Raw genomic sequence first — 17,869 nt, 5'->3', positions numbered from 1 at the left:
TGGGCAACGCCCCCGCCTTCTCCAATGATACATGCTTCGGAGGCGGCCCATGCCGACCATCCCCCACGCCCCGCCGCACCTTTCGCTGGCCCAGCGCACAAAAAACGTCCTGACCAATGGCAAATTCGCAGCCCTTGTGCTGCTGCTGCCGCCTGCCCTGATCCTGTTCAGCCTGTTTGTCATTCTTCCCCTGCTTCAGTCGGGCTATTTCGCGTTCTTTAACTGGAACGGATATGGCGAACCGACCGACTATGTCGGACTGAAGAATTTCGAACAGATGATCGGACATTCCGTGTTTCATTCGGCGATCTGGAACACGATCAAGATCGTTCTGGTATCGCTTCTGGTCCAGATGCCACTCGCCCTGTTTCTCGCCCTTCTGATCTATAAAAAAACACCGACCAACGCCCTTTTCCGGCTGATCTTCTTTGTGCCCTACATTCTGGCCGAAGTCGCCGCCGGCCTGATCTGGAGCTTCGTTTTCGACGGCCATTATGGCGTCACAGCATCGGTTGGCGAAACCTTCGGGCTTGAACCCTTCTTCATTCTGGCCGATCGCGATTGGGCCTTTGTTGCCGTCATGACCGTGATTGTCTGGAAATATTTCGGCTTCCACATGATGATCTATATCGCCGCCCTGCAAGGCGTACCCCGCGATCTGATCGAAGCCGCCCGCATCGAAGGCGCAAAACCGTTTGATATCGTGCGCTATGTACAGATCCCGCTGATCAAACCTGCCATCATCGTCAGCGCCTTTTTCGCCATCATCGGCGCGCTTCAGGTCTTTGACGTGATCATCCCGCTGACCAATGGTGGCCCATCCAACACCAGCCATACCATTGTCACCTATCTTTACACCTTCGGCCTGACACGTCTGCGCATCGGTTTTGGCAGTGCCATCGGGGTTGTCCTGTTCATCACCGCGGTTGCCGTTGCCATTTTCTATCAACGTGCCGCCATGTCGCCGGGGAAAAAGCCATGACAAGCAAAACCTTCCTGCGCAATCTTCTGCGCGTCACCATACTGTGCGTCATCGCCAGTTTCGTCATCGCACCCCTGCTTGCCACCGCTCTTGGCGGCTTTAAAACAAATGCCGAAATCCGCACCAGCGCCTTTGGCCTGCCCGAAAGCTGGAATTTCGAATTCTATAACGCCATCGTGTCCGATCCGGCTTTCTGGCGATATCTGGGCAATTCGCTGCTGATTTCGGTGTCGGCGGTGATCCTGACCCTTCTGGTCGGGGCGGCTGCGGCCTATGTGTTCGCGCAAATCCGCTTCTTCGGATCGCGGATGCTGTTTTCCTATCTGCTGCTGGGCCTGATGTTCCCGTTTGCAACCGCCATCCTGCCGCTGTTCATTCAGGTGCGCGATATCGGCCTTCTGGATTCCTACTGGTCGGTCATTCTGCCGCAAACCGCCTTCGGGTTGTCGCTGGCAATTCTGCTTTTCCGCACCTTCTTCGAACAGCTCCCGCGTGAACTGTTCGAAGCCGCCTATGTCGATGGCTGTGGCTATATAAGGTTTTTCTGGCGGTTCACCCTGCCGCTTTCCACACCGATCCTCGCCACGGTTGGCGTCTTCGTCTTTGTCCAGAGCTGGAACAACTTCCTGCTGCCTCTGGTCATGCTCAATTCACGCGAAGCCTTCACATGGCCGCTTGGCATGATGCAGTTCCGCGGTGAATTCGTCACCGAATGGAACCGCACCCTGGCCTTCGTCACCCTGACGATCATGCCCGCCATCGTGTTCTTCCTCGCTGCCCAAAAATATATCGTCGCCGGCCTGACCGGTGGTGCTGTCAAAGGTTGATGCCATGTCTGCTGAAATGATCCAGAACCCCATCCTTCCCGGTTTCAACCCGGACCCGTCAATCTGCCGTGTGGGCGATGATTATTACATCGCGACCTCGACCTTCGAATGGTTCCCCGGTGTTCAAATTCATCATTCCCGCGATCTGGTAAACTGGAAACTGATATCGCGTCCGTTAAACCGCAAATCGCAACTCGATATGCGCGGCAACCCGGATTCCGGTGGCATCTGGGCGCCCTGTCTGACCTATGCCGACGGTCTGTTCTGGCTGATTTATACCGACGTCAAACGCAAGGACGGCGCCTTCAAGGATACACCAAACTATCTTGTCACCGCCCCCGCCATTGATGGCCCGTGGTCTGATCCGATCTATCTCAATGCATCGGGTTTTGATCCGTCGCTGTTCCATGATGATGGCCGCAAATGGCTGATCAACATGATCTGGGATCATAATCAGGTGGTCGGTGAACGCTTTGTCGGTATCGCCCTTCAGGAATATTCCACCACCGAACAGAAACTTGTCGGACCGATCCGCAACATCTATCGCGGGACGGATCACCTGTTTACCGAAGGCCCGCATCTTTATCGTCGCGATGGCTATTACTATCTGCTCGTGGCCGAAGGCGGCACTGGCTATAACCACGCCGTGACCATCGCCCGGTCACGCGAACTGACCGGGCCGTATGAAACCGATCCGGCCAAACATATCCTGACGTCCAAGGACAATCCCGAAAACCCGCTGCAACGTGCGGGCCATGCTGATATTGTCGAAACGCAGAACGGCGAATTTTATATGGTGCATCTGTGCAGCCGTCCGCTGCCCGGCACTAAAAGATCACCGCTGGGCCGCGAAACCGCGATCCAGAAACTTGTTTGGGAAAAAGGCGAATGGCCCCGTCTGGCCAATGGCACCAACCAGCCTGACCTGACGGTCCCGGCCCCCGATCTTGAACCCCATCCGTTCGAAGCCGAACCGTCGCGTATTGATTTCACACCGGGCGACCTGCCCGCCATGTTCCAATGGCTGCGCACCCCCGAACCCGAACGTCTGTTTTCGCTTGGCGAACGGCCGGGGCATCTGCGCCTGTTCGGGCGTCAGGCACCGGGGGGCGCATTCGAACATTCCCTTGTCGCCCGTCGTCAGACCGACATCAATTACAGTGCCGAAACCGTCGTTGAATTTACCCCGCTGGACTTCCAGCAGATGGCGGGCCTGATGGCGTGGTACAACCGGTTCCAGTACCATTACCTTGCTGTCACCGCCGACGAAGACGGCAACCGCAAGCTCAACATCTATAGCTGCCCGGGCGATTTCCCCTATGCCCGGCTGACCTACCCGCTGCCGGCGTCTATCGACCTTCCAAAGGACGGTGTCATCCGCCTTGGCGTTGATGTGAACGGGCCGGAATTGCAGTTCCGCTATGCCCTTCCCGGCGGCGACTGGACCATGATTGATGCGGTCCTCGATCACACCGCCCTGTCTGACGAAGCCGGAAGCGGCGAAGGCACGAACTTCACCGGTGCCTTCATCGGCATGGCCGCCCATGACAATAGCGGCCGCGGCATTCACGCCGATTTCGCCCATTTCATCTATCAAGCCAACGGGGAACGCAACAATGGCTGACGTTCATCTCAGACATATCAATAAAAGCTTCGGCGCTATCGAAGTCATTCCTGATATCGAACTCGAAATCCCGCATGGCTCCTTTACCGTGCTGGTCGGTCCATCGGGTTGCGGCAAATCGACCCTGCTTCGCATGATTGCGGGTCTGGAAAAACCGACATCCGGGACGATTGAAATCGGCGGCACCGACGTCACCGGTTTCGAGCCATCCGCACGCGGCATTTCGATGGTGTTCCAATCCTATGCGCTTTATCCGCATATGACCGTGGCACAAAATATCGATTTTGGCCTGCGTCTAATGAAAATGCCCACCTCTGAACGTGAAGAACGGGTCAAGGACGCGGCAAAACGCCTGCATCTTGAACCGTTGCTGGATCGCAAACCGTCCGAACTTTCCGGCGGGCAACGTCAACGCGTTGCCATCGGGCGGTCGATCGTGCGCAATCCCAAGGTATTCCTGTTTGATGAACCGCTTTCAAACCTGGATGCCGCCTTGCGGACCCAGATGCGCGTTGAACTGGCCGAACTACACCAATCCATCGGTGCGACCATGGTTTATGTCACCCACGATCAGGTCGAAGCCATGACGCTTGCCGATCAGATCGTGGTGATGAATGCCGGTCGCATCGAACAGGTCGGCCCGCCGATGGAACTTTACGACAATCCGCAAACCGAATTTGTCGCCGCCTTCATCGGGTCGCCGAAAATGAACCTGCTGCCCGGTCAGGCCATTGGCCGCGATGACATCAAATCGGTCGGCATCCGCCCCGAACATCTCGGAACCCATATGGAAAATGGCAAATGGGCTGCCAGGGTCGGGGTGATTGAAAATCTTGGCAGCGACACCGTCGTCTATATGGAAACCGATGATTTCGGGTCCGTTACCGTGCGCCTGCCCGGCCATCACCCCCTTCGTACCGGGGATCGTGTTTTCCTGACCCCGGATGAAAAGCACCTGCATCTGTTTGGCAAGGATGGCCGGAAAATCCACGCCAAAGACGCCCTTTCTGCGCCCACCACCTGAACGGAAAAACGCGTTATGACAACATCATCACTTGGCGTTGGTATCATCGGATGCGGTGTAATCAGCGAAATATACCTTAAACGTGCCCAAACCTTCCCGCAGATCGACGTCAAGGCCGTCGCCGACCTGAACCCGAATGCGGCGCGCATCCGCGCCGAGGCATTCAACGTCGATGCCCTGACCGTCGATGCCCTTCTGGCCCGCGATGACATTGATATCGTCCTGAATCTGACAATCCCGGCCGCCCACATGGATGTCAGCATGGCGGCGGTAAATGCCGGCAAACATGTCTATTCCGAAAAACCGCTAACCGGAAATGTCGCCGATGCCCGTGCCCTGCTCTCGCTCGCGGCCCAAAGAGGTGTGCGGGTCGGCTGCGCCCCCGATACCTTCCTTGGCGGCAGTCACCAGACCGCACGCGCCCTGATCGATCAGGGCAAAATCGGCACTCCCCTTGCCGGGACCGCGACCTTGATGCTTCCCGGTCACGAACGCTGGCATCCCAACCCGGATTTCTACTATGTCCGCGATGGCGGCGGTCCGCTGCTCGATATGGGGCCTTATTACATCACCGCGATGGTCAATATGCTGGGTCCGGTATCACGTGTTTCGGGCATGGGGCGAAGCAGTCGCGCCACCCGCGTCATTGAATCCGGCCCCCGCAAGGGGCAGGAAATTCCCGTCACCACGCCGACCCATATTACCGGTGTCATGGAATTCACCAGCGGCGCACTGGTTCAGATCACCACCAGTTTTGATGTCGAGGCACACCGCCACACCCCGCTTGAAGTCTATGGCAGCGAAGGCTCCCTGCTTGTGCCCGATCCCAACCGCTTTGATGGCACCGTCGCACTCTATCGCCGTGGCGAGGACTGGCAGGACATGCCAATGACGCATGGCTATGGCGATGACAATTATCGCGGGATCGGCATCGCCGATATGGCCGATGCCATTCTCAATAATCGTCCGCACCGTGCCAGTGGCAAACTCGCCCTGCATGTTCTTGACGTGATGGAAAGCCTTCTGATCGCCCCCCTCGAACAACGCACCATCGCCATCCAAAGCCATTGTGACCGACCCGACGGGCTCGCACCAAACCTGTCCGTCGGCCAAATTCACGCATAAAGGATAAATCCATGCCCCAGAAATCAGCCCTCATCTTCTACGGCGGATGGGAAGGACACGAACCCGAAGCCTGCGCCAAAGTTATCGACACCATGCTGCGCAACGAAAACTTCAACACCGAACGGGTCGAAGGCACAGACTGCCTTGCACGCGAAGACCTTGATCGGTTTGATCTGATTGTGCCTCTCTGCACGCAGACGAGTGTTGAAAAGGATGCGCTCGACAATCTGGTTGCCGCCATTGCTGCCGGAACCGGGCTTGGCGGTTTTCATGGTGGCATGGGTGATACGTTCCGTATGGAACCGGCCTATCAGTTCATGGTCGGCGGGCAATGGGTCGCCCATCCGGGCAATATCATTGATTACCGCGTCAACATCATCAAACCCGATGATCCCGTTGTCGAAGGCATCGGCGATTTCGATTACCACTCCGAACAATATTACATGCATATCGACCCGGCGATTGATGTGCTGGCCGAAACCACCTTCACCGGCGAACATGCCGCGTGGATTGACGGGGTGAAAATGCCGGTGGTCTGGAAACACCGCTATGGCAAGGCACGGGTCTTTTTCTCGGCCCTTGGTCACGTTGCCGACGAATTCAAAGTCCCCCAGATGCACGAAATTGTCCGTCGCGGCCTGATTTGGGCGGCACGCTAAGCCCCGCCACCACGCATTGACAAAGACCACACCCGTTGATTTTCGGGTGTGGTCTTTGCATTTGATGACACTGTCAAAAAATCGCCTGCCTATCGCGGCGCAAACAGGATAATCCCCGCCCCGATCAGACAGACCGCAACCCCGGTCATGTCCCATCGGTCGGGCATTTTACCCTCAACCAGCCACAACCAGCCCAGCGACGCGGCGATATAAATCCCGCCATAGGCCGCATAGGCCCGACCGGCAAAATCGCTTTCAACCTTGGTCAAAAGCCACGCGAACACAATCAGCGACAAAATACCCGGCACGATCCAAAATGCGGATTTGCCAAGCCGAAGCCACGCCCAGAATGCAAAGCATCCGGCAATTTCGGCAATTGCTGCACCGGCATAGGCCGCAATGCTGTGCATCTTTCCCCCAAATCAGAATGCCGGGCGCAAATCCCCGGCATATTTGCCCGCCCAGTTGGTCAGAACCGGCGTCAGATATTGCTTGAGCGTCTCGGCACGGGCATCGTCAATCACGCCATGCTGGCGCAATATCGCGCCCATCGCAACCTCGGCCCCGCGCTGGGTGCCGTCATCGATCTTAAGCGCCACGCCAAGACCCTGTTTGGGGAATGCTGCGCAATAAACGCCTTCGGCCCCGACCTTGACCAACGCATCTTCGCCACAGACTTCCATGATCCCGGTGCAAAAACGCCCGGTGCCCGCCACCATGAACGGGGCGGCCGCACATCCCTTGCGGATGCGTTTGATCGCCTCGATACGCTTCGGTGCCAATCCGCTTGGATCAGCCATGCGCGCCATGGCAAGGCCAAGGTCACGCAACCGCATCCCGATCACCGGAATGCCGCATCCATCAATGCCGCGTGGCGTGGACGACAGATCGCAATCGCCCATTTCTTCCAGAATTCTGATCAGGCGCTGCTGAACCGGGTGAGCTTCTTCAATGTAACCTTCGGGATCATCACCCAGATGCTGTGCGGTTGTCAGGAACCCGCAATGCTTGCCCGAACAATTGTTATGCGCCTTTGAAAGCTTCACATGATCAGACGCCTGCTTGATCGCCGCGTTCAGGCTCAATGAATAATGCGGCGCACAGGCCAGCGTATCAACCGACAACCCGATTTTCTCAAGCCATGCGGCAACCGCCTTGGCATGTTCTTCCTCGCCATTATGCGACGAACAGGCCAGCGCGATATGTTTGTCCTCAAGCCCAAAGGCATCCGCCGCCCCGCTTTCAAGCAGCGGGATCGCCAGCAACGGCTTGATCGCGGATCGCGGATACATCAACGCGTCAATATCGCCCCCTTCGGCAACCACCGTGCCATCGGCCTTCATCACGACATAACGCCCGCGATGAAAACTCTCGACCATCCCGCCACGCGTGGCTTCGACAAGGATCGGATTGGCAGCAATCTGGTTGGCAGAATTGGCAGACATCTTGGGGCTCTCCATGACTGGGCACATTCAAAGACCAGGCGCATTCAAAACAGGATCAAACCTATGCCCGAAATCACCCCAAAAAAGCAAGCACCACCCGTGACGCAGTGCAGCGCGATCACAACCCACAAAGCGGGACGTCAACTTTGGGCTTCCTTCCTTTCGAAGATGATCAACGAACCAAGGACCCAAAGATGAAACGCCTCTATTCCCTACTCCTCGGATTGGTTCTGACACTTCCCTTGGCCACCCCTGTTATGGCTCAGGATCACTGGACAGACCCGCAAGATGCCATCGGACAACTATGGTCCGGGCGTTCCCCGGTTGGAAACGCTCAGAATTTCCCGGTCAATCAATGCGATAATTGGGGTGCCTTGCCCCCGGCCGTACAGGGCGTCTCGACCCAGACCCTATCCGGGCTCGTGGTACCGTCGGTCAGTGCAACACGCGCCGTTGTCACCAACGGCCTGCGCCAAATGGCGCAATCACTGCACGCCTACAATGTCGCGCAGGTGGCGATCGGAAATTTCTATCCCGCTGCCGTTAATGGGCCTTTCGCGATGGGGCCTGCCTATTGGCAGGGGGCGGTTCGCTCACCACATGGCAACGCCGTTGATCACCTTCCCCGTATCGCCTTGGGCGGATTAAATACCGCCGCTTGTCCCAACTACGCAGGCAACCCGAACCAGCAACAGACAATGGATGCACTTGATAACCTGGCTGGCATCTCAAACAGCCAACGCTGGCATTGCGTTGCGCATCGTTTCTCTGTTGTCGGCGGTGTTGCAGTCCCGCTGACCGGCTATATCGAATTTACCCAACAAGAATATCCGGCCGATAACCAATATGCCTATGCCAACTCGGATGGCCGGATTGTCTACGACTACGTAAACAACCTCGTCTATTTCACCCCGGCCCATTATCGCCAATGGAAAAAGGCCGATTTTGCGCAGGACATGACCGGCAATTATGGATGCACCCCGGGTGGCACCTGCTGCGATCCATTCTTCAAGATTGTGCCGTAATTTTGCGCAGCCAGTCCCGAGGAACTTCTCGGTAATTGCAATCACGCTTCAGGACGCTGTCGGCCAGATGGAAAGCGCCTGGTCGATAACGCGTTCCAGCCTTTCACGGCTGAAACCGGCCTTGGCCTGTACGGCCATGCCATGCAGGATCGCCAGAACGAATAACGCAAGCCCTTCGGGGTCGGCTGTTTCGGGTAAATCGCCCTCGGCCTTTGCTCTTTCAAACCGCTGGCGAAGCTGCGCCTCGCCCGCCGCACGGGCATCAATCAATGCCTGTCGCACCGGTTCCGCATCATCCGATCCGGCCAGAACCCCGTGAATGCCAAGACAGCCGGTATGATCGGGGTACCGTGTGTTCAGATCAGCCGCCTGATACAGGATATGTGCTGCAACTTCGCGGGCCGTCGGCAGGTCGAGTGCCACCGGAATATAATCAAGATAATGCGCGTAATAACGATCCAGCGCCTTGCGAAACAGGGCTTCCTTGTTGCCAAACGCGGAATAAAGGGCGGGTCGTTCGACACCGGTTGCTTCTGTCAGATCGGCATAGGACGCGCCTTCGTAACCCTTGCGCCAGAAAACACAAAGTGCCGCGTCGAGTGCCTTTTCCACATCAAATTCGCGATGACGTCCCATCAGTCTAATCCTGCCTTTTCATAATGACCGTTACTAAACCACTTGACAGTGCATGTCCAGTTTTCATAATGATCGTTACAGTAACAATCATTATGAAATGTGCTGCCGCCATCTTGGCCGACCAGCACGGATCACACAGAAAGGATTAATCATGACCGCAACTCTTAGCGGCAAAGTCGCCCTCATCACGGGCGGGTCGCGTGGCCTTGGGGCTGTCACTGCCGAAAAGCTTGCCGATCTTGGCGCAAACGTCGCCATCAGCTACGCCTCTTCTGCCGACAAGGCACATGCCGTCGTCGAAAAACTCAAATCCAAAGGTGTTCGTGCGATTGCAATCAAAAGCGATCAGTCGGATCTGGCCTCTGCCAAACCATTGATCGATGCGGTGATTGCCGAATTCGGCAGGCTCGACATTCTTGTGAATAACGCCGGAATCGCCATTCAGGGGCAGTTGGTGGATGATCCCGAACTTGATGGCGAAAGATATAATAGCCAATGGCAGGTCAATGTCATGGGCACGATCGCCAATACCCGTGCGGCTGCACCCAAACTTTCTGACGGTGGCCGGATCATCTTTATCGGCTCCCTGCTTGGCAGCTACGTTCCCTTCGCCGGTGCCGCCGACTATGCCGGGACCAAAGCCGCCCTTGTCGGCTATGCCAAGGGCGTTGCCCGTGATCTTGGCGGTCGCAACATCACGGTCAATGTCATTCAGCCCGGCGTCATGCCAACGGACATGGCCACCGAAGTCCTTGGCGACAGCGTGCCCGATGCGCTTCTTGACATGCATCCGATCCGCCGGATCGCGACACTCGACGAAGTCGCCGAAACCATCGCCTTCTTTGCCGGACCGCATGCCGGTTACATCACCGGCGAAACCATCAATGTCGCGGGTGGCATCGGAACCTGACGATCACCCGATGCGGGCGGGCAAATGCCCCCCAGCAGCCGCTATCCATCGCCTGCCCGCATCACCTTTCAAGTCAAATCCAAAGGTAAATCTCCATGACAACCATCGGTATCATTGGCGCTGGCGAAGTCGGCAGCCATATCGCACGCGCCGCCATTGCAAACGGCTATGACGTCGTGATTGCCAATTCACGTGGCCCGCAAACATTAAACGATCTCGTGGCGGAACTCGGCCCCTCGGCACGTGCGGCAACCGCCGCCGATGCGGCCAGGGCCGGGGATTTCGTTGTCATTGCCGTGCCACTGAAACCCGTCAATGACATGCCGGTTAACGAACTTGCCGGGAAGGTCGTGATCGACACGAACAATTACATGATCTGGCGTGACGGCAACTTCCCGGTCGTTGATCGGGGTGAAAAAACCGTTCATGAACTTCGGCAGGAACATCTGCCCACCTCGAAGGTGGTCAAGGCTTTTACCCATATTCAGGCCCCCCGGATTCTATCCTTTGCCAGACCGGCCGGGGCGCCTGACAGAATTGGCCTGTCGGCTTCAAGCAACTATCCCGAAGCCGTTGAAATCGTCACCCGGCTTTATGATCAGTTCGGCTTCGATACCGTTAATAACAGCCCGCTTTGCGAATCATGGCGCACCGCCCCCGGTCAACCGGCATGGAAAAACAGTGATTATCAGACCCGCGACGAACTGATCGCCAACCTTGCCCGGGCAAAACGCATTACGCCGCAATAAACCCGCCGCAACGCAAGGAAATCCGCCTAGCTACTTGCGCCCTTAAACCGACGCCAATATCGGAATGGCCGTCTGGTTCTTGTATTCCTTAAGCACAAGGCTTGACTGCACATCACGCACATTGGGCATGGATAACAGCTTGTGCGTCACGAAATCCCCAAAACTTTCAATATCGCGCGCCAGCGCCACCAGAAGGAAATCCTGCCGCCCGGTCATCGCCCAGCAGGACATGATCTGCGGCAGGTCGTTCATCGCCTTGGCGAAATCCTCGGCGCCTTCTTCGGTGTGGCGTTGCAGGCGGACCTGAATGGTTGCCAGCACGCCAAGCCCTGCCTTCTTGCGATCCAGCAACGCCACCGACTGTCGGATGATGCCCGATGCCTCAAGCTGCTTGACCCGGCGCAGGCAGGGCGAAGGCGACATGCCAACCTTTTCGGCCAGTTGCACATTGCTGATCGATGCGTCGCGCTGAAGGATTTGCAGGATTTTGATGTCGGTCGGGCTTAGCAGCAGATCGGTCATTTTTCGCCCCAAAACTGGCTTATACGGTCACATCTGATCAACCATAACGCATTTTTACCGCGACATCGCGCGAAAATGACATTTGAATTGATGTAAAATGGCCCATGCAGAAAGTCTCATCAGGGAGCAAACGAGGACCGTCATGGACCAGAACAAAAATCTGCGCGGCGATTACAGCCACATCAATGATGACTACACCGTGGCCCAGGACTGGGCATCCTATTCCGGGGCAGAACACGACCTCTGGCGCAAACTTTACGCCCGCCAGAAGGCGATCCTGCCGGGCTATGCCGCCCCCGATTACATCCGTAATCTTGAAAAACTTGATGCTGCCGATGGCATTCCGCATTTCGGCCGGGTCAGTGAAAAGCTCCATGCTGCCACCGGCTGGCACCTTGTCTCGGTGCCGGGGCTGGTGCCCGATGATGTGTTTTTCGATCATCTTGCCAACCGGCGTTTTCCGGTAACCGTCTGGCTGCGCAAGCCCGAGGAAATCGACTATCTGGTCGAACCCGACATCTTCCATGACTTCTTTGGTCATGTGCCGATGCTTTATGATCCGGTCTTTGCCGATTATCTGGCGGCCTATGGTGCCAAGGGGCCCGAGGCGATTGCCAAAGGCGGGCTCAAGAAACTTGCACGGATGTATTGGTACATGGTCGAGTTTGGCCTGATCATGACCGACCATGGATTGCGCGCCTATGGCGCGGGCATGCTGTCATCGCAAACGGAAACCATCTATTCCGTGTCTGATCCAACCCCCAACCGGGTGGCATTTGACCTCGAACGGGTGATGGCAACCGACTATGCGATTGACGATTTCCAGAAAACCTATTTCGTGCTGACCGACTATCAGCAGCTTTTCGATGCGATGGATACCGATTTTGCGGCCATCTATGACCGCCTCGCCCAGCGTCCGACCATCGATCCGTCGACCACGCTTGCCAGTGATCGGCTTTATCATGTCCACGGGGACGAGGATCACACGATTGCCATGCCATCGGGTGACCCGGCACAGCTTCGGCACGCCTGAGAAGGCGTTTGATATTATGATATGAGCAATACGAAAAATCGGGTCGGACGGCATTTTTTGCCAAAAGACCCGATTTTTTGATTATTCACTAAAAATGAAAAATGCAGGCGATTGCCAAAAATAACTCAGCAATGGCTCATGGATTTATCGAGCGCCCGGTTAAGCTGCTCGATCACCACCATCGGGCTTGCATCCTTGCTGATAAAGTCAGCCGCGCCAAGGGCATCAGCCTGGGCCCGCGTATCGGCATCATAATGGGCCGAGAAGAACAGAACCGGCACCTCGACCGCGTTCGGGAAGCGGCGGCGAATCTCGCAAAAGGCTTCAAACCCGCTCATGCCGGGCATTTCAAGATCCAGAATAATCGCGCGCGGATAAAGACCGTCCAGCTGGTCGATCAGATCGTCGGCACAGTCAAACCCTGCCACGTCATACCCGGCACGGCGCAAAACGGTTTCAAGGGCCGCTTTGGCGCTGGGGCTGTCGTCGGCAAACGCAACCAGACCGTCATGTATCGGTCGGGGCGGCACGGCGCTGAGCGCATTCATGGATGGCAATACTCCGAGATTTGGGACAGCCCCAATCTGGCAGATGAAAATGTCAAATTGGTTAAACCCCGCATTTTTTCCCAGAAACCATCACAATCCGGCCAAAGTATAATGGCAGCGACACGCCATGATTATGCTTCAACTGATCCCACCCTTGGCAGAAAACAACTATTTTTCAGGATGATAACGTTACGGAATACTGATGGATGGTCGGAATATTGACCTAAATAGGTATTTCCATGCCTATTTACGTAATTATGGGCGGGTGCTATAAACACCGCCATGTCGCAGATGCGATATGGAAACATTCTTTCGGGAATTCGGTACGATCCGGCGCAAGCCCGTGATCAAGGCCGAAGCTGCCCTCGCAACTGTAAATGCGCCGTTTTGGCGGCGCACAAGCCAGATACCGAAAGATGGCTCTGTTTCTGCCGGACCGGGCGGGGTGTACCGGGAGGAGGGAATCCGTTGTAAAATAGAATCGGCCCAGATCCGAAAAGATCCGACCGCGACCGGGAGAGAGCATGACAGACCCGTTAAAGCTGGCCTCAGAGTTTCCAGCCGCAGATTATGCGAGCTGGCGTCAACTGGCGGAAGCCGGGCTGAAAGGTGCATCCTTTGACAGGAAACTGGTCACAAGGATGCTTGACGGCTTCAACATCCAGCCGCTTTACACCAACGATGATCAGGATGATGCCACCCGCCTGATCCATCAGGTGCTGTGTGCCACGGTCGATGCCGAAGACGCCGCCAGCGGCTGGGATATTCGACAGCTTCATGCCCATCCCGATCCCAAATCGGTCAATGCCGCGATTCTCGACGATCTTGAAAACGGCGCAACGTCGGTTCTGTTGCGTCTGGATGCCGCCGCACGCGCGGGCGCGGATGTCACATCCGGCGACGCGGGCATTGATGGCATCGCCATTCACTGCCTTGCCGATCTCGATGCCACACTAGACGATGTCTATACCAACCTTGCCACCGTCGCACTTGATGCCGGTGCCGCCGCCATCCCGGCAGCCGCCATTCTGGCCGCGCGCCTTGAAAAGGATGCGGAAAACAGCACCGACACGGATGACGATTTTGCAAGCGACGCCGCTCCGGCCTTTAACATCGATCCGATTGGCACATTGGCCGCAACAGGCAGCCTTCCGGTTTCCGCCGATGAAGCGATCAAACAGGCCGCCGATATTGCCGCCGATCTGATCGACCGCTTCCCGCATGCCACCGCCATCACGGTCAATAGCGCGCCGTTCTGTAATGCCGGCGCGACCGACGGGCAGGAACTTGCCTGCCTGCTGGCAGGTGGTGTCACCTATCTGCGTGCCCTGACCGATACCGGCATGGTGATTGATCAGGCCGCGGGTGCGATTGCGTTTAATGTTGCGGTCGGCACCGATTTCTTTGCCGGGATTGCCAAGCTGCGCGCGCTTCGCCTGATGTGGAGCCGCGTTCTTTCGGCATCGGGTGTGGATGACGCCACCATCACGATCAATGCGGTATCGGCCGAAATGGCCCTGTCGAAGGTTGATCCGTGGGTCAATATGCTGCGCACCACCGTCACCAGCTTGAGCGCCGGTCTGGGTGGGGCTGATAGCGTTATCTGCCTGCCCTATGATCATCTGATCGGCCTGCCCGATGGCTTTGCGCGCCGCATTGCGCGCAATACCCAACTGATCCTGCAGGAAGAAAGCAACGTTCACCGTGTGATCGACCCGGCAGGCGGGTCATGGTTTATCGAAAACCTGACCCGCGAACTGGCATCCAATGCCTGGGGCCGGTTCCAGTCACTTGAAGCCAGGGGCGGCATCATCAAGGCCCTTGCCGACGGGTCCCTGCAAAAAGAGATTGCGGAAATCTGGCAGGCCCGCGAAAGCCGCGTTGCCACCCGGCGCGATCCGCTGACCGGGGTGTCGGAATTCCCCAATATCACCGAGGCCAAAGTCACCTGCGATACGCCGGATCTGGCGACGATCCGCAAAGAGTCCAAAGCCCGCCAGACCCGGTTCAAGGGTGCAATCGGAAGCAACCTTGAGGGTCTGATCACGGCCGCCAAATCGGGGGCGAACATCGCACAGATGTATGAAGCCCTTTATGGCAAGGCAGCAGGCACAACCATCGGTCCGCTGCCAACGCATCGTCTTTCGGAAAGTTTCGAAACCCTGCGGGATCGTGCCGATGACCACAAGGCATCAACCGGCAAATTTCCGCAAATCTTTCTGGCCAATCTGGGCCCGGTTGCCAAGCACACCGCGCGCGCCATGTTTGCCCGAAACTTTTTCGAAGCTGGCGGGATCGAGGCGATCACCAATAACGGCTTTGCCGATGCCCGCGAAGCCGCCAAGGCATTTGGCGAAAGTGGTGCAAAGATCGCGGTGATTTGCGGATCGGACCCGCAATATGCCGACATGGCCGCCGATATTGCCCAAAGCCTTAAACAGGCCGGGGCAACCCGCATTTACCTTGCCGGGCATCCCGGCGATGCCAGGGCCGATTACGAGGCGGCTGGGATCGATGATTTCATATTTATCGGGGCGGATGTTCTTGCGATCTGCGAGACGGCCCTTTCACATCTGGGGGTAAAATAACCATGACCCGGATTCCGGACTTTTCCGATCTGCCGCTGTTTGATCGTGCTACTTCCGGCCCGACCAGCCCGGTAAACACCGCCCCCTGGACCACCCCCGAAGGCATCGATGTCAAAGCCGTCTTTGGCGCGGACGATCTGGCCGGGCTTGATCATCTCAACACCATGCCGGGCATGCCGCCCTTCCTGCGCGGCCCCTATCCGACCATGTATGTCCAGCAACCCTGGACCATCCGGCAATATGCCGGTTTTTCGACCGCCGAAGAATCCAACGCGTTTTATCGCCGCAACTTGGCGGCGGGCCAAAAGGGCCTGTCGATTGCCTTCGACCTTGCCACCCATCGCGGTTATGACAGCGACCATCCGCGTGTGACCGGCGATGTCGGCATGGCCGGTGTGGCGATTGACAGCATCTATGACATGCGGACCCTTTTTGATGGCATCCCGCTTGATCAGATGTCGGTATCCATGACCATGAATGGCGCGGTTCTGCCGGTGATGGCGCTTTATATCGCGGCTGCCGAAGAACAGGGTGTGAAGCATGAACAGCTTTCGGGGACCATTCAGAATGACATTCTGAAGGAATTCATGGTCCGCAATACCTATATCTATCCGCCGAAACCCTCGATGCGGATCATTTCGGACATCTTTGCCTTTACCTCGCAAAACATGCCGAAATTCAATTCGATCTCGATTTCCGGCTATCACATGCAGGAAGCCGGGGCGACGGCGGACCTTGAACTGGCCTATACCCTGGCCGATGGCATTGAATATGCCCGTGCCGGGCAGGCTGCGGGTCTTCCGATTGATAAATTCGCGCCGCGTCTGTCGTTCTTCTGGGCGATTGGCATGAATTTCTTTATGGAAATCGCCAAAATGCGCGCCGCCCGCATGATCTGGGCCAAGCTGATCAAACAGTTCGATCCGCAGAGCCCCAAATCGCTGTCATTGCGGACACACAGCCAGACATCGGGCTGGTCATTAACCGCCCAGGATGTGTTTAACAACGTCATCCGCACCTGTGTCGAGGCGATGGCATCAACACAGGGCCACACCCAGTCGCTTCACACCAACGCCCTTGACGAGGCCTTGGCCCTGCCGACCGATTTTTCGGCGCGCATTGCGCGTAACACGCAACTTTTCCTGCAACAGGAAAGCGGTACGACCAAGGTCATCGATCCGTGGGGCGGGTCCTATTATGTCGAACGCCTGACCCGTGATCTGGCGGAAAAGGCATGGGCCCATATCCTTGAGGTCGAAGAACAGGGCGGCATGGCCAAGGCGATTGAGGCCGGCATTCCCAAAATGCGCATCGAAGAAGCGGCTGCGCGCACACAGGCCCGCATCGATAGCGGCCGTCAAACACTGGTGGGCGTGAACAAATACCGTGCGACGGATGATCGCCCGGTCGATGTTTTGCAGGTCGACAATGCCGAGGTCCGCCGTCAACAGATCGCCAAGCTGGAACGTCTGCGTGCCGAACGCAACAATGCGGATGTTGAAAGCGCCCTTACCGCCCTGACCAATGCCGCCGATCAGGGCAGCGGCAATCTGCTTGAACTTGCCGTGCAGGCCGCCCGATCAAAATGCACGGTGGGCGAGATTTCCGACGCACTTGAAAAAGTTTATGGCCGTCATCAGGCGGTGATCCGGTCGATTTCGGGGGTCTATAAAACCGAAGTCGGTGCTGGTAACGAAGCACTGGACAAGGTCGACAGGCTGGTAAACGAGTTCGAACAATCCGAAGGGCGCCGCCCGCGCATCCTGATTGCCAAGATGGGGCAGGACGGGCATGACCGCGGCCAGAAAGTCATTGCGACGGCCTTTGCCGATCTTGGCTTTGACGTCGATATCGGCCCGCTGTTCCAAACACCCGAAGAAGCCGCCCGACAGGCGGTTGAAAACGATGTGCATATCGTCGGTGCCAGTTCGCTTGCGGCCGGTCACCTGACACTCGTGCCGCAGCTTCGTGCAGAACTGGACAAGCTTGGCCGCGAAGACATCATGATCGTTGCGGGCGGCGTTATCCCGCCGCAGGATTTTGACAAACTTTACGAAGCCGGGGCCGAGGCGATCTTCCCACCCGGAACCGTGATTGCCGAAGCGGCCTGTGACCTGTTAGAAAAGCTGAAGGAATCAACGTCCGAGGAAGCAGCCTGATTGTGAAGGCGAG

General features: G+C 56.9%; 17 protein-coding genes and 1 riboswitch. Of the genes, 12 read left to right on the top strand and 5 right to left on the bottom strand.

Annotation, left to right across the window (positions count from 1 at the left end; genetic code table 11):
- Nucleotides 1-49: 49 nt before the first annotated feature.
- From AUP42_RS09495 to AUP42_RS09470, 6 genes are read left to right on the top strand one after another with little or no spacing between them, the layout of a single operon-like run.
- Nucleotides 50-982, top strand: coding sequence for a carbohydrate ABC transporter permease (locus tag AUP42_RS09495; protein WP_062951248.1), 933 nt, complete (start codon nucleotides 50-52; stop codon nucleotides 980-982).
- Complete coding sequence (locus AUP42_RS09490) at nucleotides 979-1,809, top strand: carbohydrate ABC transporter permease (RefSeq protein ID WP_062951245.1); 831 nt, start codon at nucleotides 979-981, stop codon at nucleotides 1,807-1,809. Before AUP42_RS09495 ends, AUP42_RS09490 begins: the two co-directional genes overlap by 4 nt.
- Nucleotides 1,810-1,813: 4 nt before the next feature.
- Nucleotides 1,814-3,433, top strand: coding sequence for a glycoside hydrolase family 43 protein (locus AUP42_RS09485; protein WP_156484590.1), 1,620 nt, complete (start codon nucleotides 1,814-1,816; stop codon nucleotides 3,431-3,433).
- A complete protein-coding gene (locus AUP42_RS09480; protein WP_419865694.1) occupies nucleotides 3,354-4,457 on the top strand; it encodes an ABC transporter ATP-binding protein in 1,104 nt (367 codons plus the stop codon). The genes AUP42_RS09485 and AUP42_RS09480 overlap by 80 nt, the downstream gene beginning before the upstream one ends.
- Nucleotides 4,458-4,472: 15 nt before the next feature.
- Nucleotides 4,473-5,582 carry a Gfo/Idh/MocA family protein gene (locus AUP42_RS09475; RefSeq protein WP_062951240.1) on the top strand — a complete coding sequence of 370 codons (1,110 nt, stop codon included), beginning with the start codon at nucleotides 4,473-4,475 and terminating at the stop codon, nucleotides 5,580-5,582.
- An 11-nt stretch (nucleotides 5,583-5,593) separates the two neighbouring features.
- On the top strand, nucleotides 5,594-6,241 hold the full coding sequence (locus tag AUP42_RS09470) for a ThuA domain-containing protein (RefSeq protein WP_062951238.1): 648 nt from the start codon (nucleotides 5,594-5,596) through the stop codon (nucleotides 6,239-6,241).
- 89 nt (nucleotides 6,242-6,330) lie between these two features.
- Here the strand turns inward: AUP42_RS09470 and AUP42_RS09465 are convergent, their stop codons facing one another.
- A complete protein-coding gene (locus tag AUP42_RS09465) occupies nucleotides 6,331-6,651 on the bottom strand; it encodes a YnfA family protein (RefSeq protein WP_062951236.1) in 321 nt (106 codons plus the stop codon).
- 12 nt (nucleotides 6,652-6,663) lie between these two features.
- Entirely contained in the window at nucleotides 6,664-7,686 is a 1,023-nt protein-coding gene (locus AUP42_RS09460) for an asparaginase (RefSeq protein ID WP_062951234.1), read from the bottom strand.
- 194 nt (nucleotides 7,687-7,880) lie between these two features.
- On the opposite strand from AUP42_RS09460, the gene AUP42_RS09455 reads away from it, so the two are divergent.
- Nucleotides 7,881-8,711, top strand: coding sequence for a hypothetical protein (locus tag AUP42_RS09455; protein WP_156484589.1), 831 nt, complete (start codon nucleotides 7,881-7,883; stop codon nucleotides 8,709-8,711).
- A gap of 48 nt (nucleotides 8,712-8,759) precedes the next feature.
- On the opposite strand, the gene AUP42_RS09450 is transcribed toward AUP42_RS09455, so the two are convergent.
- Nucleotides 8,760-9,347 carry a TetR/AcrR family transcriptional regulator gene (locus AUP42_RS09450; protein ID WP_062951230.1) on the bottom strand — a complete coding sequence of 196 codons (588 nt, stop codon included), beginning with the start codon at nucleotides 9,345-9,347 and terminating at the stop codon, nucleotides 8,760-8,762.
- A gap of 151 nt (nucleotides 9,348-9,498) precedes the next feature.
- Here AUP42_RS09450 and AUP42_RS09445 point away from each other — a divergent pair, with 151 nt between their 5' ends.
- A complete protein-coding gene (locus AUP42_RS09445; protein ID WP_062951228.1) occupies nucleotides 9,499-10,257 on the top strand; it encodes an SDR family NAD(P)-dependent oxidoreductase in 759 nt (252 codons plus the stop codon).
- Nucleotides 10,258-10,352: 95 nt separating this feature from the next.
- Nucleotides 10,353-11,006 (top strand): NADPH-dependent F420 reductase, encoded by a 654-nt coding sequence (locus AUP42_RS09440; RefSeq protein ID WP_062951227.1) that lies wholly within the window; start codon nucleotides 10,353-10,355, stop codon nucleotides 11,004-11,006.
- A 42-nt stretch (nucleotides 11,007-11,048) separates the two neighbouring features.
- Here the strand turns inward: AUP42_RS09440 and AUP42_RS09435 are convergent, their stop codons facing one another.
- Nucleotides 11,049-11,528, bottom strand: coding sequence for an Lrp/AsnC family transcriptional regulator (locus AUP42_RS09435; RefSeq protein ID WP_062951226.1), 480 nt, complete (start codon nucleotides 11,526-11,528; stop codon nucleotides 11,049-11,051).
- Between the two features lie 142 nt (nucleotides 11,529-11,670).
- Between AUP42_RS09435 and phhA the strand changes: the two genes are divergently transcribed.
- Nucleotides 11,671-12,561, top strand: a complete 891-nt coding sequence (phhA, locus tag AUP42_RS09430; protein ID WP_062951225.1) for a phenylalanine 4-monooxygenase — start codon at nucleotides 11,671-11,673, stop codon at nucleotides 12,559-12,561.
- 125 nt (nucleotides 12,562-12,686) lie between these two features.
- Here the strand turns inward: phhA and AUP42_RS09425 are convergent, their stop codons facing one another.
- Complete coding sequence (locus AUP42_RS09425) at nucleotides 12,687-13,109, bottom strand: response regulator (RefSeq protein ID WP_037986992.1); 423 nt, start codon at nucleotides 13,107-13,109, stop codon at nucleotides 12,687-12,689.
- A 313-nt stretch (nucleotides 13,110-13,422) separates the two neighbouring features.
- A riboswitch (cobalamin riboswitch) is annotated at nucleotides 13,423-13,521 on the top strand.
- Nucleotides 13,522-13,633: 112 nt separating this feature from the next.
- On the opposite strand from AUP42_RS09425, the gene AUP42_RS09420 reads away from it, so the two are divergent.
- Nucleotides 13,634-15,697, top strand: a complete 2,064-nt coding sequence (locus AUP42_RS09420; protein WP_062951224.1) for a methylmalonyl-CoA mutase family protein — start codon at nucleotides 13,634-13,636, stop codon at nucleotides 15,695-15,697.
- A gap of 2 nt (nucleotides 15,698-15,699) precedes the next feature.
- Nucleotides 15,700-17,856: a methylmalonyl-CoA mutase gene (gene scpA / locus AUP42_RS09415; protein WP_062951222.1), complete on the top strand. Its 2,157-nt coding sequence runs from the start codon at nucleotides 15,700-15,702 to the stop codon at nucleotides 17,854-17,856.
- The last annotated feature ends 13 nt before the right edge of the window (nucleotides 17,857-17,869 follow it).

The organism is Thalassospira lucentensis (assembly GCF_001613805.1).
In the GTDB taxonomy this organism is placed as follows: domain Bacteria; phylum Pseudomonadota; class Alphaproteobacteria; order Rhodospirillales; family Thalassospiraceae; genus Thalassospira; species Thalassospira lucentensis_A.
This window is presented reverse-complemented; position numbering and strand designations above follow the sequence as displayed.